The organism is Streptomyces sp. BA2 (assembly GCF_009769735.1).
Taxonomy (GTDB): domain Bacteria; phylum Actinomycetota; class Actinomycetes; order Streptomycetales; family Streptomycetaceae; genus Streptomyces.
This window is the reverse complement of sequence record NZ_WSRO01000002.1, coordinates 4,309,980-4,334,418: the sequence shown is the minus strand read 5'-3', so window position 1 is coordinate 4,334,418 and position 24,439 is coordinate 4,309,980. Positions and strand designations below refer to the sequence as shown.

At 71.1% G+C, this 24,439-nt stretch carries 20 protein-coding genes; 11 read left to right on the top strand and 9 right to left on the bottom strand.

Annotation, left to right across the window (positions count from 1 at the left end; translation table 11 throughout):
• Nucleotides 1–367 precede the first annotated feature (367 nt).
• Nucleotides 368–1,741, bottom strand: coding sequence for a PAS domain-containing protein (locus E5671_RS22030; RefSeq protein WP_160505680.1), 1,374 nt, complete (start codon nucleotides 1,739–1,741; stop codon nucleotides 368–370).
• Nucleotides 1,742–2,350: 609 nt separating this feature from the next.
• Between E5671_RS22030 and iscB the strand changes: the two genes are divergently transcribed.
• Nucleotides 2,351–3,793, top strand: a complete 1,443-nt coding sequence (iscB, locus tag E5671_RS22025; protein WP_272902833.1) for an RNA-guided endonuclease IscB — start codon at nucleotides 2,351–2,353, stop codon at nucleotides 3,791–3,793.
• A 286-nt stretch (nucleotides 3,794–4,079) separates the two neighbouring features.
• Here iscB and E5671_RS22020 read toward each other — a convergent pair whose 3' ends face one another.
• The 3 genes from E5671_RS22020 to E5671_RS22010 all read right to left on the bottom strand — a co-directional run bounded on the left by E5671_RS22020 (nucleotide 4,080) and on the right by E5671_RS22010 (nucleotide 7,208).
• Complete coding sequence (locus E5671_RS22020; RefSeq protein WP_160505678.1) at nucleotides 4,080–5,675, bottom strand: transporter; 1,596 nt, start codon at nucleotides 5,673–5,675, stop codon at nucleotides 4,080–4,082.
• Entirely contained in the window at nucleotides 5,672–6,454 is a 783-nt protein-coding gene (locus E5671_RS22015) for an ATP-binding cassette domain-containing protein (protein ID WP_160505677.1), read from the bottom strand. The genes E5671_RS22020 and E5671_RS22015 overlap by 4 nt, the downstream gene beginning before the upstream one ends.
• A 106-nt stretch (nucleotides 6,455–6,560) precedes the next feature.
• Entirely contained in the window at nucleotides 6,561–7,208 is a 648-nt protein-coding gene (locus E5671_RS22010; protein ID WP_160505676.1) for a bifunctional DNA primase/polymerase, read from the bottom strand.
• 298 nt (nucleotides 7,209–7,506) lie between these two features.
• Between E5671_RS22010 and E5671_RS22005 the strand changes: the two genes are divergently transcribed.
• On the top strand, nucleotides 7,507–8,895 hold the full coding sequence (locus tag E5671_RS22005) for a transcriptional regulator (protein WP_160505675.1): 1,389 nt from the start codon (nucleotides 7,507–7,509) through the stop codon (nucleotides 8,893–8,895).
• A gap of 285 nt (nucleotides 8,896–9,180) precedes the next feature.
• Complete coding sequence (locus E5671_RS22000; RefSeq protein WP_160505674.1) at nucleotides 9,181–11,142, top strand: hypothetical protein; 1,962 nt, start codon at nucleotides 9,181–9,183, stop codon at nucleotides 11,140–11,142.
• Between the two features lie 48 nt (nucleotides 11,143–11,190).
• Here the strand turns inward: E5671_RS22000 and E5671_RS21995 are convergent, their stop codons facing one another.
• Nucleotides 11,191–12,486, bottom strand: a complete 1,296-nt coding sequence (locus tag E5671_RS21995; protein WP_160510338.1) for an ABC transporter substrate-binding protein — start codon at nucleotides 12,484–12,486, stop codon at nucleotides 11,191–11,193.
• 117 nt (nucleotides 12,487–12,603) lie between these two features.
• Here E5671_RS21995 and E5671_RS21990 point away from each other — a divergent pair, with 117 nt between their 5' ends.
• Nucleotides 12,604–13,107, top strand: coding sequence for an SCO4402 family protein (locus tag E5671_RS21990; RefSeq protein WP_160505673.1), 504 nt, complete (start codon nucleotides 12,604–12,606; stop codon nucleotides 13,105–13,107).
• Between the two features lie 64 nt (nucleotides 13,108–13,171).
• The gene (purU, locus tag E5671_RS21985) at nucleotides 13,172–14,044 is read left to right on the top strand and encodes a formyltetrahydrofolate deformylase (RefSeq protein ID WP_160505672.1); all 873 of its coding nucleotides are present in this window, start codon (nucleotides 13,172–13,174) and stop codon (nucleotides 14,042–14,044) included.
• Nucleotides 14,045–14,064: 20 nt separating this feature from the next.
• Here the strand turns inward: purU and E5671_RS21980 are convergent, their stop codons facing one another.
• Together E5671_RS21980 and E5671_RS21975 are read right to left on the bottom strand one after the other, a co-directional pair.
• Nucleotides 14,065–15,387, bottom strand: a complete 1,323-nt coding sequence (locus tag E5671_RS21980; protein WP_160505671.1) for a zf-HC2 domain-containing protein — start codon at nucleotides 15,385–15,387, stop codon at nucleotides 14,065–14,067.
• The gene (locus E5671_RS21975) at nucleotides 15,384–15,983 is read right to left on the bottom strand and encodes a sigma-70 family RNA polymerase sigma factor (protein ID WP_160505670.1); all 600 of its coding nucleotides are present in this window, start codon (nucleotides 15,981–15,983) and stop codon (nucleotides 15,384–15,386) included. Before E5671_RS21975 ends, E5671_RS21980 begins: the two co-directional genes overlap by 4 nt.
• Before the next feature lie 271 nt (nucleotides 15,984–16,254).
• On the opposite strand from E5671_RS21975, the gene E5671_RS21970 reads away from it, so the two are divergent.
• Both E5671_RS21970 and E5671_RS21965 read left to right on the top strand, forming a co-directional pair.
• Nucleotides 16,255–16,629: an anti-sigma factor antagonist gene (locus tag E5671_RS21970; RefSeq protein WP_160505669.1), complete on the top strand. Its 375-nt coding sequence runs from the start codon at nucleotides 16,255–16,257 to the stop codon at nucleotides 16,627–16,629.
• A 237-nt stretch (nucleotides 16,630–16,866) separates the two neighbouring features.
• A complete protein-coding gene (locus E5671_RS21965) occupies nucleotides 16,867–17,379 on the top strand; it encodes an EF-hand domain-containing protein (RefSeq protein WP_160505668.1) in 513 nt (170 codons plus the stop codon).
• 13 nt (nucleotides 17,380–17,392) lie between these two features.
• On the opposite strand, the gene E5671_RS21960 is transcribed toward E5671_RS21965, so the two are convergent.
• Nucleotides 17,393–19,000: a class I adenylate-forming enzyme family protein gene (locus E5671_RS21960; protein WP_160505667.1), complete on the bottom strand. Its 1,608-nt coding sequence runs from the start codon at nucleotides 18,998–19,000 to the stop codon at nucleotides 17,393–17,395.
• Between the two features lie 159 nt (nucleotides 19,001–19,159).
• Between E5671_RS21960 and E5671_RS21955 the strand changes: the two genes are divergently transcribed.
• From E5671_RS21955 to E5671_RS21945, 3 genes are all read left to right on the top strand, one after another.
• A complete protein-coding gene (locus E5671_RS21955; RefSeq protein ID WP_160510337.1) occupies nucleotides 19,160–20,326 on the top strand; it encodes an acyl-CoA dehydrogenase family protein in 1,167 nt (388 codons plus the stop codon).
• A gap of 8 nt (nucleotides 20,327–20,334) precedes the next feature.
• Nucleotides 20,335–21,219, top strand: a complete 885-nt coding sequence (locus E5671_RS21950; protein WP_160505666.1) for an acyl-CoA dehydrogenase family protein — start codon at nucleotides 20,335–20,337, stop codon at nucleotides 21,217–21,219.
• Between the two features lie 444 nt (nucleotides 21,220–21,663).
• On the top strand, nucleotides 21,664–22,155 hold the full coding sequence (locus E5671_RS21945) for an ATP-binding protein (protein WP_160505665.1): 492 nt from the start codon (nucleotides 21,664–21,666) through the stop codon (nucleotides 22,153–22,155).
• A gap of 353 nt (nucleotides 22,156–22,508) precedes the next feature.
• On the opposite strand, the gene E5671_RS21940 is transcribed toward E5671_RS21945, so the two are convergent.
• Nucleotides 22,509–23,435 carry a cyclase family protein gene (locus E5671_RS21940; protein WP_160505664.1) on the bottom strand — a complete coding sequence of 309 codons (927 nt, stop codon included), beginning with the start codon at nucleotides 23,433–23,435 and terminating at the stop codon, nucleotides 22,509–22,511.
• An 84-nt stretch (nucleotides 23,436–23,519) separates the two neighbouring features.
• On the opposite strand from E5671_RS21940, the gene E5671_RS21935 reads away from it, so the two are divergent.
• On the top strand, nucleotides 23,520–24,431 hold the full coding sequence (locus tag E5671_RS21935) for an SDR family NAD(P)-dependent oxidoreductase (RefSeq protein ID WP_160505663.1): 912 nt from the start codon (nucleotides 23,520–23,522) through the stop codon (nucleotides 24,429–24,431).
• Nucleotides 24,432–24,439 lie beyond the last annotated feature (8 nt).

Sequence of the window (24,439 nt, the reverse complement as noted above, 5' to 3'; positions counted from 1 at the left end):
TTCAGGCGCCTGGGGTCTGGCTGGCTGGGCGTGTGTTCTTCAGGCCCTGGGGCCTAGCCGGCCGGCTAGGCGGGTGCGCTGGACTGCTGGGGCTTGGCTGGCTGGTGGTCGGGACCTAGCCCGCCGCTTCGCGGCGGATTTTCCCCCCGCCCACCCGTTTGCCCGGCAGCTGGCGATCACCCACTCGATGCACCGCCGGGTGATCGGGTGGGTGGGCGGGAAAGATCCGCCGCGCAGCGGCGGCCCTGAACACCCGCCCACCGTCGGGAAGGCGACGGCCTTGAACACCCGCCCCCCCCCGCAGGGAAGCAGCGGCCCTGAACACCCGCCCCCCGGCAGGGAAGCCCCCCGGCCGGGAGCCCTGCCGTCAGCGGCGCAGTGCGTGGGCCAGGTCAAGCGAAGCCGCAACCCTCGCCGAGACGCTCTCCGCGTACGTAGCGTCCGCCCGCTCGAACTGCGTGCGACTCGCCCCCCGGAGAAACGTCACCACCCCCAACGTCCGCCCCCGACTACGCAGCACCGTGCACAGGGCGTGGACGGAGTCCTCCGGCCACTGCCTGGCCGCCGCCCACTCCCGGGCACGCTCGGGCGGCGCGGTGCCGGCACTGGCCCGTACGGAACCCACCCGGTCCACGCACTGCGGGGCCGGATGCCCCTCCAGATAGCGGACGGGCAGGCCCGCCTTGGCCACCGGCAGGCAAGGGCCAGGAGCGCCCGCGGGCGTGGCCGCGGCACGCACGAGCCGCACCGGAGGATCCCCCTCACCCGCCACCAGATCGATCAACGCGTGGTCGGCGAAACCGGCAAGCGCGAAGTCCAGCTGAACCGTCGCCGCCTCCATCGGGTCCTCGCACTCGCCCGCGGCCCGCGCGGCCCGGTGCAACTGCTGTGAGCGGAAGCGCAGTTGCGCCGCGTCCTGCTCGGTCTGCTTGGCCTCCGTCACGTCCAGGAAGAGCCACGCGACCCCCAGCGGCACCGGCTCCTCCGCCAGCGGCGACGCGAGCCGAAGGAAGCCGCTGCGCCAGCAGCGCCGCTCCGGCTCACCGCTCTCCGTGGCCCGCACGGACACCCACATCTCCGCCGGCGCCGGCGGAGCCCCCTCGGCGAGCACATGGCTCAGCGCGCTCTCCAGCTCCTCCACGCCCTGCCCGAGCAACTCCCCGAGGGGCCGCCCCAGCAAGGCCGTACGGCCCATCCCCAGCGACCGCGCCGCATGTTCGTTCGCCACAGCAGGACGCAGGTCCGCGTCGACGAGCACCACACCCCACGACGCGCTATCGAACAGCGCCTCGCTCAACGCGATGGAACGCTCCAGGTCGATCTGCGCATGGACCTCGCTGAACGCGCAGTACACCCCGGAAGGCTTCCCGTCCCCGCCCCGCACCGCGGCGGACTGGGTCCGCACGAGCACCCGCCCGCCGTCCTTCGTCAGGAGCGCGAACTCGTGCACCTGCCGCCCAGGCCCCTCCATCGAGGACATCAGCCGCGCCTCGACCTCCTCGGCATCGGCAGTCCGCACCGCCCACCCCGCGAACCCCTGCCGCCCGACGGCCTCCGCCGCCGACCACCCGAGGATCCGCTCGGCCTCACGGTTCCAGTGCGTCACCACCCCGTCGGCGTCGAACGCGCACAAGGCGGCGTCCATCCCGTCCAGCAATGCCGCGAGCAATTCGGCCCCACCGGGCTCGGGCTCTTCAGGCCCCAGCTCGTCGGTGGTTCCGCTACGCCGGGAAGCACTCACCTGGCACCCCCTGCAGGCCGTGTCCTCATGAGCTGCATGTTCTGCGAGTTCCGCGTATACCGCACGTCAGATCATTGAACTCGAACGTGACGCAGCCCACAGGTACTTCCCAGAAGTTGGACGAAATCGTTGCCCGCGAAATGTGGGGGGCGGGCGCGGTGCCCAGAATCAGACGCACGTCCAAAGATTCGCACAAATGGCTGACCTCAAGTGATCCAGCTCCCCCGGACCCGCGTGATCGCTAGCGTCGGCAACGGACACACGAAGGGAGATCACTCGCTCTTCGCCTCGAAGTCGGAGCTTGCCCCCTCGTAGGGGTAGGCCGAGTGATCAGCCCTAGTCATCAAGGCCATCAGGTCACATCAAGACCACCAGGCCAAAGGAAGGCGCTCTTCGATGACTACGTTTCCCGCAGGCGAGCAGACCCGCCGGGCTGTGCTTCCTCAGCAGCCCGCACTGGAATCCGTGAGAGCAGACACCCTCAGGAGCAAGGACGAAACGGCTCACGGACTCCCCGCCACCGCGCGGGGCACCGGCGGGGAACATGGGCGAGGGGAGACCGACGGGCATCGCGTCAGACCCCGTCGGCGTCACGCCGAATCGGCCGCTATGGCGGCGGAGGAGGCAGAGAACGGGAGCGGTGACGCTTCCACACCTCCCGGGTACACCGGGGGCGTCGGTGCGAGCAGAGTGTTCGTACTGGCCAAGGACCGGCGTCCGTTGATGCCGTGCCACCCTGCCCGTGCCCGCGAGCTGCTCAACTCCGGGCGTGCAGTGGTTCATCGGCACGCCCCCTTCACCATCCGGCTCAAGGACCGCACGCGCGCCGAATCGGAGATCGACGGCGTACGGCTACGCATCGACCCCGGATCCCAAGGGACCGGCTTCGCCCTCACGGACGAGAAGACAGAGACCGGAAAGCGCGGGGACGCGGTCCTCGTGCGCCGGGGATTGATGGCGGCCGAGCTCCGGCACCGCGGTGAGCAGATCCGGCACTGCATGGGACAACGCGCCGGGTACCGGCGAAGACGACGATCTGCGAACCTCCGTCACCGAGCGCCGAGAAGCGACAACCGCACCCGCCCGGAGGGATGGCTCGCCCCGTCGCTGCGCCACCGGGTCGATACAACGATCTCCCTTGCTCACCGCTTCTGTCGCTACGCGCCGGTAACGGAGATCCACGTGGAGAGCGTCGCGTTCGACACCCACTCCATGAGTGCGGGGAAGCAACTCAAGTGGGCCGAGTACCGGAACGGCACCCTCGCCGGAACCGACGCTCGTGCCTTCCTGCTCGCGATCCGGGGCAGAGTCTGCGCCTATTGCGGAGTCACGGGTGTCCCTCTCAACATCGACCACATCCATCCCAGCAGCCGCGGCGGCTCCAGCAAGATCTCCAACCTCGTGCTTGCGTGTGTCCCCTGCAACCAGGCCAAGGGCAGCAAACCCATCGACGTATTTCTCGCCGATCGGCCGGAACGGCTCGCGGAGATTCGTGCGCAGAACCGTCCACCCCTGCGTGACGCGGCAGTCATGAACTCGACGCGCCGTCAGCTCATCGAAGGGCTGGGTGCTCTAGGCCCACCCGTGCACGCCTGGCAGGGCCTCCGCACACAACGGAACCGCACCGCGATGGGACTCGACAAGACCCACACCACTGATGCCCTCGCCGTCGGCGAGCTGGATCGCGAGAACGGGGGACAGATCGTCCGAGTGCCCGCACGCGTTCTGGTCGTCAAAGCAACCGGACGCGGCTCCTACGCCCGCACCACCCCCGACCGCTTCGGCTTTCCCCGGCTTCAACGAGCCCGGACCAAAGAGCATTTCGGGTACGTCACCGGGGATCTCGTACGTGCCACGCTGCCCACCGGCAAGTGGGCGGGCACCTGGAACGGACGCATCTCTGTACGAGCCAGGGGACAGCACAGCCTGGCCACGCCGACGGGGCGGATCAACGTCTCGTACAGGAATCTGCGGCTGCTCCAACGCGGCGACGGATACGCCTACGGCACCCGGCAGGAGCCCGTCTCGTCACCTTCTCGAAAAACCGGTTGAGCCGAGCCGACCCGGTTCCTATGGTGTGAGTCATCACGGAGAGGAGGTGGTTCGGCAGATGTATGGAAACCGGACGCGTGAGGTGACTGCGGGCTAGTGGCCCGTCGTCGCAACTCGATTTCGGCGCCGGACCAGCACGTGTGATGTGCGTGCAGCCGGCCCAATCCCAAGCAGTCACCCGACCCGCGAGCCGCCGGTGAGTCCGGCCGGCCTCCCGCCGTTCCGTACGGCGGGGACCACGGCTCGCGGGTCGTCTGCGTTCCAGAGCTCCGTGGCCCGGGGCCCCTCAGCCCCTGCTGACCGCCGTCAGGATCTCAGGCAGCCGCCGCGCCACCCTCGGCGCCGCGAGCCGCAGGCCCACGTACGTGATCAACGCTCCGTACGCCCCGCCCAGTGGCAGCAGCACCCACGACCAGGAGCTCTCTCCCGAGACGTGCAGCCAGATGGTGAAGGCGAGCACCGGGGCGCAGAGCAGTGCCGCCGCGACCATCCCGCCGAAGATCGAGATCCAGGCCAGGCCCGCCTGCCCGGGGGCCACGTTCTTGTAGCCCTCCTGTGGGATGGAGTAAGGGAAGCGCGCCGATGACCAGGCGCCCGTCGCCAGCATCGCGCCGAGCAGCGCGAAGGAGAGGCCCAGCGCCTCCGCGAGGCCGGTCCAGTCGCCGAGCACGGCCGCCGTGATGACCGTCACCAGCGTCGCGTACGGGAGGGTGATCACGAGGAGGGCCAGGGCGCGGGCGCGGAGTTCCGCGTACGCGTCGTACGTCGACGAGATCGTCATCGCGACCATCCAGAATGCCGACGTGTCCTGGCCGAACTGGTTGTACATGAGGACGCCGAGCATCCCGGCCGCGAAGCACGCGAAGTAGATCGAGCCGGTCCCCTGGAGTGCGTTGAAGAGCGGCACGATGAGCCCGATGGCCAGGGACGTCACCCAGGCCGCCTTCGTCTTCGGGTCGCGCCACACGTAGCGCAGGCTGCGTTCCATGACCGTGCCGGTGCGTCCGCCGGGGAGCAGACGCCCCAGGCCGTGCGTCGCGCGCGCCTTGGTGGGTTCCGCCGCCGCGAGCGTCGAGCCGTCCGGGGTCGTCATCAGGCGGGTCAGGCTGCGCTGCCAGAGGGCGAGGAGGGCGGCGAGAGCCGCGGCGCTCAGTACGAGTTGGGTGATTCCCGTCGCGTACGAGCCCCCGCTCACCGAGCCGACCGCGCCGATCGCCGACGCGGGCGGGATCCAGCGCACGACGTCCGCCGCCGGGTCGAGCTGCGAGAGCCCCGACGAACCGAGCCGCTGCGCCCCGAAGTTGACGACCTGCGCGCCGACCGCGATGACCAGGCCGCTCAGGACCGCGAGGTCGCGTCCTTTGCGGCTGGTCAGGAGGCGGATGTTGGCGGCTGCGACGGTGCGCGCCAGGGCCACGCAGATGAGCAGGGTGAGGGCGATGGCGAGGACGCCGGTGACGGCCGCCGCCGCGCCGTGCGCGAGCGCGATGACCGAGCCGAGCGCGAGGCAGAGGGTGAAGAGCGGGCCGATGCCGACCAGGGAGGCGACGAGGAGCGCGCGCACCAGCGGCCGGGGACGCAGCGGCAGCATCACCAGGCGGGTGGGGTCGAGGGTCTCGTCGCCGCTGGGGAAGAACAGCGGCATCACCGCCCAGCCGAGCGCGAGTACGGCGGTGAGCAGGACGGAGACGGTGGCGGCGTGTTCGTTGCCGCGCAGGGCGATCAGGCCCAGGAGCTGGAGGGCGGCGACGAGGAGTGCAGCGACGACCGACGCGATGTAGGCGGCGCGGCGTCCTGTCGACTGGTGCAGGCCGTTGCGCAGGAGGGAGAGCTTCAGCCGTACGAAGACGGGGGTGACCGAGGGGGAGGTCGCCGTGCTCATCGGGCGCCGCCGCCCAGCCAGTCGAGGTGCGAGCCGGTGTCGCGGCCGTTCGCGCCGACCAGTTCCAGGAACGCCTGCTGGAGCGAGGGGGCGGCGCCGCGCACCTCGGCGAGGGTGCCCTGGGCGCGGATGCGGCCCGCCGCCATCACGGCGACCCAGTCGCAGAGCGATTCGACGAGTTCCATGACGTGCGACGAGAAGACGACCGTCGCCCCGGATGCGGTGTAGCGCTCCAGGACGCCGCGGATGGTCTGCGCGGAGACCGGGTCGACGCCCTCGAAGGGCTCATCGAGGAAGAGGACTTCGGGGTTGTGGAGCAGGGCGGCGGCGAGACCGATCTTCTTCCGCATGCCCGTCGAGTAGTCGACGACCAGTTTGTGCTGGGCGCCCGCGAGGTCCAGTACGTCCAGGAGCTGGGTGGCTCGCTTGTCGACCTCGTCGCCGGGGAGCCCGCGCAGCCGGCCGGTGTACGCGAGGAGTTCGCGTCCCGAGAGGCGCTCGAAGAGGCGCAGCCCTTCGGGGAGGACGCCGATGCGGGCCTTGACCTGGACGGGGTCGGTCCATACGTCGTGGCCGACGACTTCGACCGTGCCCCGGTCGGGGCGCAGCAGTCCGGTCACCATGGACAGGGTCGTGGTCTTTCCGGCGCCGTTCGGGCCCACGAGGCCGATGAACTTGCCCGCGGGCAGGGTGAGGTCGATCCCGGCGACGGCGATCTGCTGGCCGAAGGCCTTCCACAGCCCCTGCACCCTTACCGCTGCCGGTACTTCTCCGCTCACCGTGTCCGCCCTTCGTCGCCGTTTCCGCACGATACGTCGGTCGGAAGCCAAAACGCCGGACGGGCTGGAAATCCAGCCCGTCCGGCGTCTGCGCCCCCTGTGCCCGCTACCGCCGCGCCTCGCGCCCGCACGCGTACGCCAGCGGCGAGATGATCTCCTCCGCGTCGGGGAGCCAACGGTTCGCCGCCGTGGGGCGGCACGCCCACTGCACGGCGCCGGAAGCTCCGAACCGCGTGGGCGGCGCCGCGACGTACGAGCCCTCGCCCAGTGCCTGGAGGTCGATCGCGGCCGGCGGCCACCCCAACTTGCGTACCAGGTCAGGCACCTTGGCCGTGGCTCCGGGGAGGACGAAGAACTGCATCCTGCGGTCGGGTGTGCACGTCACGGGGCCGAGCGTCAGTTCCATCCGCTCCATGCGGGCGAGCGCGAGGAAACCGGCTGTCTCCGGCACGTCGATCGCGTCGAACGTACGGCCCGTCGGCAGCAGGATCGACGACTTCGGCTGCTTGGACCAGAGCCGCCTTGCGACGGTCGCGCTGCCCGTCGCCTGCGTGGCCCAGTCCTCGCGCGCCGGGTGCGAACCGGGTGTCGTGCACGCCGTGTCACCGCACGAGCAGATTTCGGCCCCCTCGACGGACTCGAGCCACGTCCCGGGGAACACGTCCCAGTGGCGCTCTTCCGCGTATCGCACGGCCGTGTCCAGCAAGGATTCTCCGCGCTGCTTCGGAATGTGCGCGGCTGACGTGACTCCCATGGTCTCTTCCACGGACTTCTCAACTCCGCCCGACACCTACGGTTACGGCTGTCGCGTGCGCGGGGGCGGAGCATCGATCCTGCATGTGGGGCGCATGGGTGCACGGGCGGGGGCGCGCATGGGGAATGGGTTCCATGTGCGGGTAGCCAAGGCTGTGGCACTCCGAAGATGCCCAGTTGCTGACTTATCGTCCGTTTGTGGTGCATCTTCCGTTTGTCCCAAGGGCATTGATCATCTGGGGTGGCTGATTCCGGCCCCCTCGTCCAGATGAACCACGGTGCACATCAGGGGGTACGCCATGGCCGCAAGGCCGCTCGTCGCGCGGCAGCCCAACGAAAGGCTGCAGGCACTCATTCAGGAAGCGGGTTGCTCGAACGCGGGCCTGGCCCGCCGGGTCAACATGTGCGGCGCGGAGCACGGTCTCGATCTGCGCTACGACAAGACGTCGGTCGCCCGGTGGCTGCGCGGTCAGCAGCCGCGCGGCAGGGCGCCCGGCATCATCGCGGAGGCCCTTGGCCGCAAGCTGGGCCGGACGGTCACGATCGACGAGATCGGCATGGCGAACGGCAAGAACCTCGCCTCCGGCGTCGGACTGCAGTTCTCGCCCACCGTGCTCGGCGCCATCGAGCAGGTCTGCGAGCTGTGGCGCAGCGACGTGGGACGGCGGGACTTCCTGTCCGGCTCTTCCGTCGCCGCGTCCGCGCTCGTCGAGCCGAGCCGCGACTGGCTGATCTCGTCCCCGGACGCACAGGTCGGCCGGATGGCCGGGCCGCGGGTCGGGCTCTGTGACGTGGCGGCGGTGCGGGCCATGACGGAGGCGCTGACGCAGCTGGACCACCAGTACGGCAGCGGGCATGTGCGGCCGGTCGTCGTGCACTACCTGAACAGTGTGGTGTCGGGGCTGCTCGCCGGTTCGTACCGCGAGGCGGTGGGGCGCGAACTGTTCGCGGCCGTCGCGCGGTTGACGGAGCTCGCCGGGTACATGGCGGTGGACACGGGCCAGCCGGGCCTGGCCCAGCGCTACTACATCCAGGCGCTGCGGCTCGCGCAGGCGGCGGGCGACCGGGGATACGGCGGTTACGTACTCGCCGCGTCCATGAGCCATCTCGCGGCCCAGCTCGGCAACCCGCGGGAGATCGCGCAGTTGGCGCGGGCGGCCCAGGAGGGGACGCGCGGGCGGGTCACCCCGCGCGCGGAAGCCATGTTCTACGCCGCGGAGGCGAGGGGGCACGCGCTGCTCGGGGACGGGCGCTCCACGCAGGTCGTCGCGGGCCGTGCGGTCGAGGCGATGGACCGGGCGTCAGGGGAAGCGGACTCGGGCGACGACCCGGTGTGGATCAAGCACTTCGACCACGCATATCTGGCCGATGAACTGGCTCATTGTCACCGTGACTTGGGGCAGGCGGACGCGGCGGCGCGCAGTGCCGAGGAGTCCCTCGCGGGGCATCCGGAGACACGGGCGCGGCGGCGGGCGATCGGTCTGGTCCTGCTCGCCACGGCGCAGGTGCAGCGCCGGGAGGTCGAGCAGGCGTGCCACACGGGCCTGAAGGCGGTCGAACTGCTCGGCACGCTGCGGTCGAACCGCGGCGCCGAGTACCTGGAGGACTTCCAGCAGCGGCTCGACCCGTACCGGGAGGAGCCGGTGGTAAGGGAGTTCGGGGCACGGATGGACATCCAGGCGGCGTGAAGGAGCGCGGGATCGGGCGGGTGAGGGGTTCGTGGTGCGTGAAGAGTTTGTGAGGTGTGTCGCGCACCCGTGAACGTGGCCCGTCCCCGCCCTTTCCGCACCGTGAACGGCAAACTCCCGTACGCGACCGATCCTTCCTGGTGACGTAATCAGCGTTTCGCGGAGAGCTTTTGTTACTTCAGCGATTGATGCGGTGCTGGAGGTTTGAGCTGCGTGGCAGACGGCTGTGGCGACCCGGTAGCGTGAGCCGACGGTTCCGTAGGTCCCCCATTCGTAGGAGTCCCGGTGACGCAGCAGAGCGGGCAGGGCGCCGCTTCCTCCGATCCGCATCCCGCGGACCGGCACGCGCACGAAGGCATCGTGCTGCCTGCCGACGGAAGCGAGCCCTTGATGCCCGGCACCACCGGCGACCACGTGGCCCCCGCGGGCGGCAGCCCCTGGGGCCAGCCGTGGGGCCCGGCCCCCGCGGACCCGCCGCCCGGCTCGGGCCAGGCGTGGGACCCCGCGCCCGGCCAGCAGCACCAGCAGCAGTCGTACGGCGCGGGCACCCCGATGCCCGCCGAGGGCGCGCAGCAGGCACAGCAGCAGCACGCACAGCAGCAGGACTACACGCAGGGCGCTTCTTACGGTGGCCCGCATGCCGACGCTTCGTACGGAGGCCAGCCCTACGGCGCTCAGGGTCCTGCCGGCGCGTACGGGGATCAGGCGCAGGGTGCCTCCTACGGGGCGCCGCAGCGCACGGGCGCGCCGTACGGCGTGCAGCCCCAGGGCGGCCAGTACGCGGGTCAGCCGCAGGGCGGCCAGCCCCAGGGCGGTCAGCACGCAAGCCACGCTCCCGGCGGCCAGCACGCGGGTCAGCCCGCCACCGATGTGCCGTACGCGGGGCAGGGCTCGGGCGGGGCCCACGCGGGGCAGCCCGCGAGTGGCGCCCACGCGAGACAGGCGCCGGGCGGGGCCCACGCCGGGCAGCCCGCCGATGCCTCGTACCCCGGCCGGCCCGGCCAGTCGCTTCCCCAGGCGGGACAGCCGCTTCCGCCCGCCGCCCAGGCCGGGCAGCTTCCCGCCGGTGGCTCCGGTGCGGGCGCGCCCCTGCCGCCTGTCGCGGGAGGCCTCGCACCGCTGCCGCCCGCCGCCGCGGGTGACGCGGATGCCACGCAGTACATACCCGCGACTCCCGGCGCCGGCGCCGGAGCCGGGGCCGGACCCGGCGTCGACGAAGGCGCCACGCAGTACATACCCCCCGTAGCCCCCGGCGCCCTGCCGCCCGAGGCGCCCGCGGGGGAGGCCACGCAGTTCCTGGGGCGCGCGCCCATGCCGGGTGCGCCCATGCCCCCGGCGGCCGGTTCGGACAACGAGCCCACGCAGTTCATCGCCCCCGTGCCCGCGGAGCCCGGCAAGGCACCCTTCGGGATACGGCCCGGCGCCCCGGGCGACCGGCAGCCGCCCGCCGAGTTCGACAGTCTCTTCCGTACCGAGCAGGCGGAGCCCGAAGGCCCCGCGTCGACGCAGCAGATGCCCCGCTTCGAGCCGCCGCAGCCCGCCGCGCACGGCCACGGCGACGGCGGGGGCCGGGCATCGCGCCGAGCCGCAGCCGCCGCCGCTCCCGCGCCGCACGGTGGCGGCCGAACCGGGTCGAAGGTGCCGATCTTCGTGGCCGCCGGTGTCGTCATAGCGCTGATCGGCGTCGGAGCGGGCGCCCTCCTCAGCGGCGGCGGTGACGAGGAGAAGGACACTCCCCAGACCGTCTCCGAGTCCGCGCCCGCCGACGAGAAACCCTCGCCGTCCGTCGACCCCGCCAAGGAGCAGGCCGTCGCCCTGGACAAGCTCCTCGCCGACAGCAACAACAGCCGTGACTCGGTGATCGCCGCCGTACGCAACGTAGGAAAGTGCACCGACCTCGCCCAGTCGGCCACCGATCTGCGCAACGCGGCCAAGCAGCGCAACGGCCTGGTCACGCGCCTCTCGGGGCTCTCCGTGGACAAGCTCCCGGCCAACGCCCAGCTGACGGCCTCTCTCACCAAGGCCTGGAAGGCGTCGGCAGCGGCCGACAACCACTACGCCGCGTGGGCGGGTCAGGTCGCGGGCAAGAAGGGCTGCAAGAAGGGGCACGCCCGCACGACGCCGCAGGCGGTCGCAGGGAACAAGTCGAGCGGCGAGGCGACCACGGCCAAGCAGGAAGCGGCCGGGCTGTGGAACGCCATCGCCAAGCAGTACGGGCTCACGACGCGCGACAAGTCGCAGCTCTAGGACTGGCGGGGGGCTTCAGGAGGACTGGCGGGGGCCCTGGAGCCGGGGTCACCTCACCTGCTCCAGGGTCTTCGAGACGTTCACGAACCCCTTGCGGGCCGGCACCAGGCGCCCGTCGCGCACCATCTGGAACGTGACGTCGGCGTTGACCAGGCGCGGGAAGTCGCTCGCCGCGAGCATGTCCTTGAAGCGCCAGCTCAGGGTGGGCGTCAGCCCGCCGGTCTCCACCTTGAGCCCGTCGTCCAGTGCCCGCCGCAGCGTCCGCGACGAGACCTCGCCGCCGTCGAGCGACTCGACGGTCTGCTTCAGGACGGTGTAGGCGATCCACGTCGTCTGCACGCCCGCGTCCGTCGGGTCGACCCGGTTGTCGCCGAAGGCCTGCTGGCGGATGACCTCGCGCATGTCGTCCCAGCGGGGATCGCTGGCCGCCGGATACCAGCCGGTGAGGTAGGCGCCTTCGTACGGTCCGTTGCCGCCGCCCGTGCGGTCGACGAGGGACTGGTCGACGCTGCCGAGCACGGAGGAGATCTTCGCGGTGGGGTACGCGTCCTCGGTGCGCCGGTAGGAGTCGTAGAACGTGTCCGTGCGCTCGCCGAGCGCCGCCGTCACGCAGCCGCCCGTTCCCGCGCGCTCCAGGGCCTGCTCGGCCTGAGCCGTGAAGTCGGTGCCGTCCTCGGGGGCCCGTATGTCGGCGGAGGACCTGGCGTGGCCCTCGGCGAGCCCCGCGTCCAGGAGCTTGGGAAGGTCGTCGCCGGCGATCGTGTCGGGGCGTACGAGGGAGACGCGCTCGCAGCGGGCGGCGAGCTGACGTCCGTTGCCCGCCATGAGCGCCGGTTCGCCGCCGTTGACGGGGTACGACAGGGGGCTGCTGAACTCCTCGTCGGTGACGCCGTATCCGCCGATGTAGGGGATGCCGGCGACTTCGAGGGGGGAGAGGAAGGACCGGCCGTGCTGGCTGTAGGAGCCGACGACGGCCGCGACCTCCATGTCGACCGCCTTGCGGGCGCAGTCGGCGGCGCCCACCGGGTCGTTGTGGTCGTTGCAGGTGATGACCTTGAGCTTGCGGCCGTCGAGGCCGCCGTTCGCGTTGACCCAGCGCGCGTAGGCCTGCGCCATCGCGGGGATGCCGGGCTTGTTCGTCGCCTTGGTCTTCTCGGGGGCCCAGGTCATGACGGTCACGGGGTCTTCCCTGGATCCCCCCGAGGAGCCAGGGACGACCCCGCACGCGGTGGTCAGGGACGCACACGCCACGACCAGGGCGGCCGCGGTGAGCGCTGCGGGTTTCGAGGGGCGGGGGCGGCGGTGGGGGAGGCGGGGGAGCACGGTGCGTCGCGAGACGGGCATGGTCATGCACGATTCCGCCACAGCGCCAACCATGGAGTGACGTGCTCTCAACGCATGGTGACAAGAAGGTGAATGGCAGGGGCCGGTTCGGCTGCGCGAAGGGGGAACGTACGATCGATGACCGTGCAAGGTTCGGAGAACTCTTCCCGTCGTGGCCGTCGCTCAAGCACCATGGGCGGCATGCCAACGAACGACATGCCGTGGTGGCGCTGGCGCAGCAACGTGCGCTCGGCGCTGCACATGCTCTCCGACCCGGGGTTCCAGCGTGAGTGCTGGCTCGCCGGGCGCGAGGAGTACGGGGACGTGACCGACGCCGTGTACCGGCTCGTCGAGGACACGTGGCTCGACAACTGGTCCGCCGAGAAGTACGTCGGGACGATCTTCCGTGACGCGGAGGAGGCGGCCCTGGTCGACGCGGCGGTGCTGCGGGTGCTGCGGATCATGCACGAGGTCGGGCCCGACGCGTTGGTCTCCGCCTATCTGGACCACCCGGGGTGGCCGGAGGCGGTCCGTGCGGCGCGGGAGGCACATGTGCGGCTCTCCGTCAGTGACGGGGAGGAACCGGACGTACCGCCGCGGACGCTTGACGTGCTGCGGATCATGACCCGGTCGGCGGGCTAGTCGCAGGACCGGGGGGAACAGCCGTGGTCCCCTGGGGTGCCCCGGTTGTGGGAACCTTGGGCGCATGAACGAGAAGGTCCCCGCCCCCGCTGAGCAGTACGTCCTCACCCTCTCCTGCCCGGACAAGCAGGGCATCGTGCACGCCGTGTCGAGTTATCTCTTCATGACCGGCTGCAACATCGAGGACAGCCAGCAGTTCGGCGACCACGACACCGGTCTCTTCTTCATGCGCGTCCACTTCTCCGCGGAGCCGCCGGTGACGGTGGAGAAGCTGCGGGCGAGCTTCGCGGCGATCGGTGACTCCTTCCACATGGACTGGCAGCTGCACCGCGCCGACGACAAGATGCGCGTCGTCCTTCTCGTGTCGAAGTTCGGGCACTGCCTGAACGACCTGCTGTTCCGCTCGCGGATCGGCGCGCTGCCGGTCGAGATCGCGGCGGTCGTCTCCAACCACACGGACTTCGCCGAGCTGGTCGCCTCGTACGACATCCCCTTCCACCACATCCCGGTGACGAAGGACAACAAGGCGCAGGCCGAGGCGCAGTTCCTGGAGCTGGTGCGCGCGGAGAACGTGGAGCTCGTCGTCCTCGCCCGCTATATGCAGGTGCTGTCGGACGATCTCTGCAAGCAGCTCAGCGGCCGCATCATCAACATCCACCACTCCTTCCTGCCGAGCTTCAAGGGCGCGAAGCCGTACCACCAGGCGCACGCGCGCGGTGTGAAGCTGATCGGTGCCACCGCGCACTATGTGACGGCGGACCTCGACGAGGGGCCGATCATCGAGCAGGAGGTCGAGCGGGTCGGCCACGACGTCACGCCGAACCAGCTGGTCGCGATCGGCCGGGACGTCGAATGCCAGGCGCTGGCCCGTGCCGTGAAGTGGCATGCCGAGCGCAGGATCCTGCTGAACGGGCGCCGGACGGTCGTCTTCGCCTGAGGCGGGCCCGGGGCGTCAGCTCACATCCGGCTCAGTGACGCCGCCGCGAACAGCACGTCCCTGATCGCCTCGCGGTCGCCGACCTGCCCCGCTGCCGCCTCCTCCGGAGACACGTGGCCCGCGGCCAGGCGGCAGAACTCGACGCCGTCGAGTGCGACATGCGCCACCTCACGGTCCGCCGACGCGCTGGCGCCGGGGGAGTCGAGCGGGATGAACCACTCGCCGCCGCCCATGCCCTCGACCTCCAGGCGCAGGCTCCGGCCCGGGGCGCCCGCGGCCACCAGGCCGTGCGCCGGGGCGGCGAGCCCCGCGCGGCGGCGGTCGGCGAGCGTGCCCGGGAGCAGCCGGGCCGCGAGGTCGATCATGCGGTGCAGATGGCGCGGGGACGGCGGTTCGTAGGGATAGTCCACCGCGTCCGCGATGTCGCCCGCGTGGATCCAGCACTCGAAGGCGCGGTCGAGCATCGAGTCCCGCAGCGGCAGCTCGACGCGGCGGCCCGTCTCGTCCGGGGCGCTGTAGGGAACGGTGAGGCCGCCGGAGCCCGAGCCGGAGCCGTGCGTGCCGCCCGCCGTGAAGGACACCGTGCGGATCAGCTCGTGGGTCTGCTCGCGCCAGGGGCCGCGCACCGCGCGCGTGGGTGGGAAGTACGAAGCGCGCCAGTACGCCTCGGTGCGGTGGCTCGGGTCGGACTGCGGCTGCGCCTCCCTGCCGAGCGGGTCGTCGAGGCCGAGGGCGAGCGCGACCAGGCCGTCGACGGCGAGGAGGTGCGCGATGACCCCGGCCACCGTCGTCTTGCGGCTGACCGGATTGTCCTCCTCGAACCATCGGAGACGCACCGGAGCGTGCCACTCCGAGTCGCCGATGTCCCGCAGGAGCGCGTCGAGCCGCGCGGTCTCGGCGTCGTACGGAACGGCCCACTCGGGCACCGGGATACGGGGCGGGCGCCGCCCGAGGCAGCTCTCGATGACGCGGTTGCGCAGGCCCGGGTCGAGGTCCAGGCTCTCCTCCTGATGCAGCAGGCCCACCGCGTCGCGCAGCCGCAGCGCCTCTTCCGCGCAGGGGCCGCAGTGGCCCAGGTGCTCCTCGACGGCCATGGCTTCCTCGACCGAGCAGGCGGCGAGCGCCCACGCCCCGAGCAGGGACTTCAGGACGCGGTGGTCGAGGGCGAGCGGAGGGTCGGGCAAGGGGTTTCCGGTGTCCTCTATGGAGCTGCGGGGCAGCGGTATGCGAGGCGGCCGACGGGCGGCCCCGTCTCCCTGCCCGTCCCGGTCTCCCGCGCCGTCGCCGTTCTCGGGACGGTCCGGTTCTTTCTCGAACGGTTCCTGCCGGCCGGGCCCGTTCACAGCGCTCTCCCGTAACCGGGACGTGCGTCCGGGGAAGGGTGCGGCTCCGCCGGTCCCGCCGCGTCGTTCGCGGTGGAGAGCAGCTGCAGGCCGAGGCGGAGACGGCGCCGCGCCTCGTCCTCCGTCACGCCGAGGTCGGCCGCCGTCTGGCGGTAGTCGCGCCGCTGGAAGTACGCGAGCTCCAGGGCGGCGCGCAGCGGGGCGGGCATGGCCGTGACGATGTAGTCCGCGCGGGCGGCGGCCGACGCACGGCGGACCTTGCGCTCCAGGTCCTCCGTGGTGCCCTCGCCGCCGCGGGCCAGGGCGGCGGACTCGGTCTGGCGAAGGCGCCGGACGGCCCGCTGGTGGGTGAGCGTGGCGACCCAGGAGCGCAGGGGGCCCTGCTTGGGGTCGTACGCGTCGGGGTTCTCCCAGACGTGGGCGAAGACCTCGCGGGTGATCCGGTCGGCGGCTTCCTCGTCGCCGAGCACCCGGTGGGCGAGGCCGTGCACGAGCGAGGCGAAGCGGTCGTACAGCTCGCCGAGCGCGGCCGCCTCCCCGTGCGCCAGTCGCTGCTGCATGCGGCGGTCCCAGCGGCGCGGCGCGTCCTTCGCCATGCGGCCCCCTCTGCGCGTGCCGTTCCTTGCGTGCCGTTCCCTGCTCGTCCCGAAGCTCGTCCCGAAACCCTCCATCGAATGTAGTCGCCACCGCCGACAACGCACTCCCTTTAAGGCAAAGTGCGCTTGCGCCCGGCCTCGGATGATAGGGAGCGGCCTCACTGGTGTTTCATGGAGAACAGCCGGGGCAGCCGCGACGTAGGAAGCGTAGGGAAGGCTTCCGCATCGGCGAGCTACGAGCGAGCGGTATCAGCGAGCGAGAGGCGTGCGAGTGACGCTGCAGGTGGCCGTGGACGAGCAGGACGGCTGGGCCGTGCTGCGGGTGTCCGGCGAGATGGACCTGGTGACCTCGCCTGTCGTGCGCCAGCGCGTGCACGACGCCGTGGCCGACGGCCGGCGCAGCCTTGTCCTCGACCTCTCCGACGTGCTGTTCTGCGATTCCAGCGGCGTCGGCGTACTGATCGCCACGCGCCGCCTCTTCCGCTCCTGCCAGGGCCGCCTGCGCCTGATACTGCCCGCGCAGGGCGCCGAGGACGGCTCCCACGTGAACCGCGTCCTCGCGGCCCTCGGCGTACGCCGGCTCTTCGAGGTCTTCCCGGACGTGACGGCGGCGGTGGACGACGAGGCGGTGCCGCTCTCCGCGTGACGCGTGACACCGGAGACCGGGAGATCACGCACCGGAGACCCGGAAGATCACGCACCGGAGACCCGGAAGATCACCAAGGGCGGACTCCTGGTACAACCTCTCTTGTCCCGGTCTTGGCACAAGCGTCGGCTTCCCGCCTCCGGGCGGTCGCCGAAGACGTACGCTCGCTGCCACAGACACCCAGGGAACCCCCTGTGCACACGCACCCAACCGCAGAAGTGAGGCGGCCCGAACACCATGGACAGTGCCGAGTACGAGCGTAAGATCGCGGCCCGTTTCGCCACCTTCGACCAGGATGGCAACGGCTACATCTCCCGTGAGGACTTCAGCACGGCGACCGTCGCCCTGCTCAGCGAGTTCGGTGCCACGGCACGCTCCGAGAAGGGGCAGGCGCTCTACATCGGCGCCGAGGCCTTCTGGCAGGGCATGGCCGGGATCGCCGACCGTGACGGCGACCAGCGGATCACCAAGCCGGAGTTCGTGGGCGGCGCGGTCAAGCGCCTGCGGGACAACCCGGCCCGGTTCGCCGAGATCGCACGGCCGTTCCTGGACGCCGTGATCGCCGTCGCGGACGGTGACGCGGACGGTTCGGTCACCCCTCAGGAGGTCGAGCGCGTGCTGAAGGCGCTCGGTGTCCCGCAGGACATCGCGAGCGCCGCGGGCGGCTCGCTCGACACCGACGGGGACGGGCGTGTGACGGAGGAGGAGATCGTCGCGGCGTTCGCGGCGTACTTCACCGTTCCCGAGTGAGCACGCACGTGAGCTAGCCCTGTGCGAACCGCTCCCGCAGCTTGTACTTGAGCACTTTGCGCAGCGTCTCGTTGCGGGGGAGGGCCTCCACCAGTTCCAGTTGCTCCGGCAGCTTGTACGTGGAGAGTCCTTCCCCGCGCAGATACGCGGTCAGGGAGGGGAGCGTCAGCGCGACCTGGCCTCCCGGCCGCTGCTCGATCACCGCGCAGACCCGCTCGCCCCGTTCGGGGTCCGGGAGGCCGATGACCGCCGCGTCCCCGACCGCCGGATGCCGGTGGAGCAGGTCCTCGATCTCCTTCGCGGAGATGTTCTCGCCCTTGCGGATGATGATGTCCTTGGCCCGCCCGGTCAGGACCAGATGCCCTGTCGGCCGTACGTGCCCCAGGTCACCCGTGATCAGGAAGCCGTCCGCGTCGAAGGCCCCCGCACTCTGCTCGTGGGGGTCTGGGGGTGTACCCCCAGCAGAACGAGTCAAGTAGCCCTGGCAGACCGCCTCCCCGCGCAGCCGCACCTCGCCGTCGACCCCGGCGGGCACCTCCTTGCCCTCGGCGTCCGTGACCCGGATCTCCATCCCCTCCGGGGGCATTCCTTCCGTGGTCGCCAGGTTCTCGGCGGTGTCGTCCGGCGCGCCCATGGTGATCATCGGCACCTCGGTCATGCCGTAGCCGTGGGTGAGTTGGCAGCCCATCTCCCGTACGACCGCGTGATAGATCTCCGGCGGCTTCGGCGCCCCGCCGCCCGCGAGGAGGCGCAGGGAGGGGATGAGCTTCTCGCCCGGCGCGAGCCCCCGCTGCTCGGCGAGGAACATCGAGTAGAACGCGGTCGAACCGCCCGCCACCGTCACGCCGTGCCGCCGGTAGCCGTCGAGTGCGTCCGGCAGCGCGAAGGTCTCGAACATCACCGCGGGGAAGCCGTACAGGAGCAGCATCACCGTGTAGTCGGGGCCCGCGATGTGCGCGAACGGGAACGCCATCGAGCCGACGTCGTCCGCCGAGAGGTGCAGCGCGTGCGCGAGGCACGAGCCGCCCGCGATCAGCGAACGGTCCGTGTGCAGCACGCCCTTGGGGTCGGACGTCGTGCCCGAAGTCCAGTAGATCCAGCGCACCGATGTGCCCTCGGAGGGCGGAGGGGGCAGGACGGACGGATCGGCGTCGGGCAGGTCGTCGTACGCGTACGCCTCGAAGACGCCCCGTGCGCCGAGCCGCCCTGCCATCTCCGTGTGGTCGAAGCCGCGCCACACTCCCGGTACGGCGAAGAACTCGGCCTTCGACTCCCGTAGCGCGAAGCCGACTTCGCGGTCGCGGTAGAAGGGGATGACCGGCGACTGGACCGCGCCGACGCGGGCGAGCGCGAAGGAGAGCAGGGCGGTCTCGATGCGGGTGGGCAGCTGCCAGGCCACGACGGTGCCGGGGCGCACCCCCATCTCGTAGAGCCCCGCGGCCACGCGCTCGCAGCGGTCGCGCAGTTCGCCGAAGGTCAGCGTCCGGTCGTCGGCCGCGTCGGACGCGGCCTGGATGAGGACGGGGGCTTCGGGGGTGAGTGCTGCGCGGCGTTCGATGAGCTCCCAGAGGGTGCGGGACGCTCCCAGTTCGTACGCGGTCTCGTTCTCCGAGGTCCTCATGCGATCCCCTCATGGACGGCCCTGAACTGACGGAGAGTCAGATCGTGCCGAGAGCGTAAGCCGCACCGCCTTGTCGGTCCAGAGGTGCGGGGCTAGCCTGCGTTCTGACGGGTCATCAGATATGCCGGAGGGGCCGGAGCGATGACCGGAGGAGACCACGTGGACCTCACCTACACGCAGGAGGAGGAATCCTTCCGGGCGGGCCTGCGCGAGTGGCTGTCCCGGACGCTCCCCCAACTGCCGCCGCGCCCCGACCCGTTGGACTGGCCGGGGCGCAGGGCGTACGACATGGGGTGGCAGCGCAGGCTGTACGACGCCGGGTACGCGGGCCTGCACTGGCCCGTCGACGCGGGCGGCCGCGGGGCGACCCCCACCCAGCACCTCATCTTCCTTGAGGAGACCGAGAAGGCGGGCGCGCCCTACGTAGGGGCGAACTTCGTGGGCCTGCTGCACGCGGGCCCCACCATCGCCTCTGAAGGGACGCCGGAACAGCGCGCCCGGTGGCTGCCGCCCGTGCTGCGCGGCGACGAGGTGTGGTGCCAGGGGTTCAGCGAGCCGGACGCGGGCTCCGACCTCGCGTCACTGCGCACGCGCGCGTGGCGGGACGGCGACGACTACGTGGTGAGCGGATCCAAGATCTGGACCTCGCACGCGGAGGTCGCCGACTGGTGCGAGCTCCTCGTGCGGACGACACCGGTGAGCGAGGACGTGCCCAAGCACCGCGGCATCACGTGGCTCGCGATGCCGATGGACGCCCCCGGCATCACGGTCCGTCCGTTGCGCACGCTCGCGGGCTCGACGGAGTTCGCCGAGGTGTTCCTCGACGAGGTGCGGGTACCGGCCGCGAACCGCGTCGGCGCGGAGAACGACGGCTGGCGCGTCACGATGGTGACCCTGTCGTACGAGCGGGGGACGGCCTTCGTGGGGGAGGTCGTCGCCTGCCGCCGGGTCCTGGGTGATCTGGCCCGCGAGGCCCGCAAGAACGGACGCTGGGACGACGCGGTCCTGCGACGCAGGCTCGGCAGGCTGAGCGCGGAGTTCGGTGCGCTGTGGCGCCTCACGCAGTGGAACGTCAGCGAGTCGCAACGGTCGGGGAGCGGGGTGCCCGGCATCGGCGGGTCCGTCTTCAAGCTGCGCTACTCGCACGCACGCCAGGAGCTGTACGAGGCCGCGAGCGAGGTCCTCGGCCCCGGCGCGCTCGACCTGGGGCACGAGTGGACCCTGGACCGGCTCTCCTCCCTCTCGTACACGATCGCCGCAGGGACCTCGCAGATCCAGCAGAACATCGTGGCCGAGCGGATACTCGGCCTCCCGAAGGGGCGGTGAGGGCTCGTATGGACTTTCAACTGACGGAAGATCAGCGGGCATTGAAGGCAGGGCTGCGCGAGCTGCTGGAGGGGCGGTTCGACGGGGCCGCCCTGCGGGACGCGGTGGTGGACTCCGGGGCCCCCTCGCTGGACCGGGCCCTCTGGCGGGAGCTCGGGGATGCCGGGTTCTTCTCGCTGCGGGTCCCGGAGGAGGAGGGCGGGGTCGGACTCGGGCTTCCGGAGGCCGTGTTGGTCTTCGAGGAGGCGGGGCGCGCGCTGCTCCCCGGGCCGCTGGTGGCCACGTTCCTCGCGGCCGGGGACGTCACGGGAGCGGCCCAGGGGGCGACCGTGGTGACGGCCGTCTCCGGCGGGCTCGACGGTGGGCTCGTTCCCTGGCTCGACGAGGCGGACGTGGTCCACGGGGACGTCTCGGGCGCCGTACCCCTGCGCTCCGTCGATCCGCTGACGCCGCTGCACCGGGTGCCCGGCGCCTGCGAGGGGCCCGCAGCCGGGGAGGCGGACCTGCTCATCGCCGCCGAACAGCTGGGAAGCGCGGGCAGGACCTGCGAGATGGCGGTCCGCTATGCCCGTGAACGTACCCAATTCGGGCAGCCCATCGGGGCCTTCCAGGCCGTCAAGCACCTCTGCGCGCAGATGCTCGTCCGCACCGAGGTCGCCCGCGCCGCCGTGTACGCGGCGTCAATCACCGGTGACGGAACGGACATAACGGCGGCCAAGCTGCTCGCCGACGAGGCGGCGGTGCGGGGCGCACGGGACTGCCTTCAGGTGCACGGCGGGATGGGCTTCACCTGGGAGGCCGACGTGCATCTGCATCTGAAGCGGGCCTGGGTGCGGGCCGGCCTCGGGCAGTCGGCGGCTCGGGCGGAGGAGGAGCTGGCGGCGGCGCTGTGAGCCTTCGCTGCGAGCCTTCGTGGTGGGCGCGGAGAGTGATCGACTTGTGAAGTCCCCGAAGTGGGGGGAGGCTACTGAGCGTCGATATCGGGTTGTGTCCTATGCGTGACTCGTCACGGCATGGAGTCGGGCTTCCGCTCCGGTACCTTGTGTGAGATGCGAGTGGTTCTGAGGTCGAGCCATGCCGGTGTTGCCCCTGAGGCGGCGCCGGGCCCGGCAATGCGCACCGCTCGCAGTGCAGGAAGGGGCTTCATGCCCGCCTGTTCGACCCCCCGCAGCGCGCGTCGCACAGTATGCCGCACGCGTACTCCTTCGCGCTGGAATATGCCTGAAGCGCTTGTTGGGGTGACTGAACGTCAACCATGCTGTCTCTCAAGGGGATCACGTTCCGTGACCCTGTGGAGTCGCGAGGCGATGTGTCCGCCGGTTCGGATGGTGTGAGCGGTGCAGGTGCTTCAAGTTCAGCTGGAGGTCAGGCCCGACCCCGCCGAGGTGGGGCGGGCCCGAAGGTGGGCGCGTTCGCGGCTCGCCGGTTCCGGGATAGGAGTCGACGAGCCACTGGCCGAGACACTGATCCTGCTGATCTCGGAGCTGGTCACCAACGCGGTGGTGCACACGGGCTGTCCGGCCGTGCTGCGCATGCGGCTCCCGGACGTCCCGGATGTGCCCGAGGAGGCCGCGGAGGCCGGACCCGGGACGGTCAGGGTCGAGGTGGCCGACGCCAGCGCACGCCCGCCGAAGCAGCGGCACGCGGACGGCGACGCGACCAACGGCCGGGGCCTGGAACTCGTCGACGGCCTCGCCGACCGCTGGGGCTGGCAGGCCGAGGGCGCGGGAAAGAGCATCTGGTGCGAGGTGGACCGGTGCGAGCCGGGCGTCGCGGCGGTCGCGTTCGACGGAACGACCTACGAGGACGTCGCGTACGAGGCGGTCTGAGCCCCGCACGGTTCCGGTCTGAGGCCCGCCCGGCGGCGCCGGGCGCCCGCATGCGCCGTCACGTGCCACGATGCGCGGCCGTGCGCGGTCGGTGCAAAAGCGGCATAATTCATTAATCACCGGACGGGTGTTGACGTACCGTGTCCGATTGATCACGCTTGTGTGCAGCGATTCGCCGCGAGGGGACGTCGAGGGACGGTGGTCTGTGGCCCGGTCCTTGACGAGACGTGGGTCGCCGTCGGCGCCGGTCCCTTCGCGGTCGTGGAGGGCGGGACCAGTGCGCCGGAGCCGGATGGCGGCGTGCGCGGCGACGCGCTCGGGGCGGGAGCCGGGGCGCGCCGCCATCCGAAGGCTCACAGCACCGCCACCGGCGCGACAGGCGTTCCCGTGCCGCCGATGAACGGCTCGGGCATCGCGGAGAGAAGGAAGCTGTAGCGGGAAACTTCTGCACAGGCTGTGGACAACTTTTCCAGATTCCAGTTCTGACCCTGCAGCATCCCCATCTCGACCAGGTCGAGCGCGTGCACGGGCAGCCAGAGGTTCTCGATCTCGGGCGGGAAGATCTCGAAGGTGAGGGTGTCGTTGGCGACCGCCGCGACATCGCGCGCGTGGAACCACTCAGGGGTGCGGACCGACAGGCCGGGCGACGGATATCCGTACGCGTGCTTGTCACCCGCCAGATAGACCTGGATCTGCCCGGTGCGTACGAGGACGATGTCGCCGGCGCGGACGGTGAGCCCCGCGAACTCCTCGGCCTCCGCCAGGTCTTCGGGAGTGACCGCGTGGTCCCCGGGCAGCCGGTCGACGCCCTTGGCGCGGGCGACGTCGAGCAGCACGCCGCGCGAGACGAGGTGCGGCACCTTGTCGATGCCGCTGAACTGCGCGCGGGTGTGGGCGGTGATGGTGTCCGCCGGGCGGCCGTTGTAGATCTTCCCCGAGTGTGAGGCGTGGGTGAGCGCGTCCCAGTGGGTGGCCGTCTGCAGGCCCATCGTGACGGCGTCGTCGCTGGTGGCGACCGTGCCGGGGCCGAAGAGCTCCTGGTTGATCTGCACCATCGTGTGGAGGGGGTTGACCCGGCCGGGTATCAGACCCGTCTGGACGCCGTCCTCCTTGAGGGGCAGCGCGAGCGGGACGCGGCGGCCGGTGCGGATGGTGGCGGCGGCCTCGCGGACCACCTCGTCGGTGATGAGGTTGAGTGTGCCGATCTCGTCGTCGGAACCCCAACGACCCCAGTTGTTCACGCGTTTGGCGATGTCATGGAACTCGGCCGGCAGTGACATGGGTCCTCCCTGGGTCTTGTCTTCCGGTATCTGACGGGTCATAGAATCTAACGGTCCGTCAGAAACCGCGGGAAGGGGCCGGACGTGGGGAACTTCTTGGCAGGCAAGGTGGTGGCCGTGACCGGTGCCGGGCGCGGCATCGGCAAGGCGGTCGCGCTCGCCGCCGCGGCCGAGGGCGCGAAGGTCGTCGTGAACGACTACGGCGTCTCCATGGAGGGCGCGCAGCCGACCAGCGAGATAGCCGACGGCGTGGTCAAGGAGATCCAGGCGGCGGGGGGCGAGGCGATCGCCGTCGCCGATGACATCTCGACCATGGCGGGCGGGCAGCGGATCGTGGACGTCGCGCTCGCCGAGTTCGGACGGATCGACGGTGTGGTGTGCGTGGCCGGGATCCTGCGGGAGCGGATGCTCTTCAACATGTCCGAACAGGAGTGGGACCCGGTGGTCGCCACGCACCTGAAGGGCACGTTCACCGTCTTCCGGGCCGCGTCGGCGGTCATGCGGAAACAGGGGACGGGGACGCTGATCGGCTTCACCAGCGGCAACCACCAGGGGTCCGTGGCGCAGGCCAACTACAGCGCGGCCAAGGGCGGGATCATCTCGCTGGTACGCAGCGCGGCGCTCGGCCTGAACAAGTACGGGGTGACGGCGAACGCGGTGGCGCCCGTCGCGCGCACGCGGATGTCCGCCAACGTCCCCATGGAGTTGAAGGAGATCGGGGAGCCGGAGGACGTGGCCGCGCTGGTCACGTATCTGCTGAGCGAGCGGGCCCGGGAGGAGAAGATCACCGGGCAGGTCTACACGGTCGCGGGCCCGAAGATCGCGGTGTGGGCGCAGCCGCGTGAGCTGCGGGCCGGGTATGTCGAGGGCGGCTGGACCCCGGAGAAGATCGCCGACTTCCTGCCGGGGACGGTGGGGGTCGACCCGATGCCGATGCTGGCCCAGCTGGAGGCGATGGCGAAGGCCGCCGCCGCCAAAGACCGGCCGAACGCGTAGGCGGGGCG

What these genes read in the sequence shown, in the direction of transcription:
- purU (WP_160505672.1), top strand. Translation starts at nt 13,172, where the DNA reads ATGAACGAGAAGGTCCCCGCCCCCGCTGAGCAGTACGTCCTCACCCTC.
- E5671_RS21960 (WP_160505667.1), bottom strand. Translation starts at nt 19,000, where the DNA reads ATGAGGACCTCGGAGAACGAGACCGCGTACGAACTGGGAGCGTCCCGC.
- E5671_RS21950 (WP_160505666.1), top strand. Translation starts at nt 20,335, where the DNA reads ATGGACTTTCAACTGACGGAAGATCAGCGGGCATTGAAGGCAGGGCTG.
- E5671_RS21975 (WP_160505670.1), bottom strand. Translation starts at nt 15,983, where the DNA reads ATGGCGAAGGACGCGCCGCGCCGCTGGGACCGCCGCATGCAGCAGCGA.
- E5671_RS22005 (WP_160505675.1), top strand. Translation starts at nt 7,507, where the DNA reads ATGGCCGCAAGGCCGCTCGTCGCGCGGCAGCCCAACGAAAGGCTGCAG.
- E5671_RS21940 (WP_160505664.1), bottom strand. Translation starts at nt 23,435, where the DNA reads ATGTCACTGCCGGCCGAGTTCCATGACATCGCCAAACGCGTGAACAAC.
- E5671_RS22020 (WP_160505678.1), bottom strand. Translation starts at nt 5,675, where the DNA reads ATGAGCACGGCGACCTCCCCCTCGGTCACCCCCGTCTTCGTACGGCTG.
- E5671_RS21965 (WP_160505668.1), top strand. Translation starts at nt 16,867, where the DNA reads ATGGACAGTGCCGAGTACGAGCGTAAGATCGCGGCCCGTTTCGCCACC.
- E5671_RS21995 (WP_160510338.1), bottom strand. Translation starts at nt 12,486, where the DNA reads ATGCCCGTCTCGCGACGCACCGTGCTCCCCCGCCTCCCCCACCGCCGC.
- E5671_RS21990 (WP_160505673.1), top strand. Translation starts at nt 12,604, where the DNA reads ATGACCGTGCAAGGTTCGGAGAACTCTTCCCGTCGTGGCCGTCGCTCA.
- E5671_RS22010 (WP_160505676.1), bottom strand. Translation starts at nt 7,208, where the DNA reads ATGGGAGTCACGTCAGCCGCGCACATTCCGAAGCAGCGCGGAGAATCC.
- iscB (WP_272902833.1), top strand. Translation starts at nt 2,351, where the DNA reads ATGGCGGCGGAGGAGGCAGAGAACGGGAGCGGTGACGCTTCCACACCT.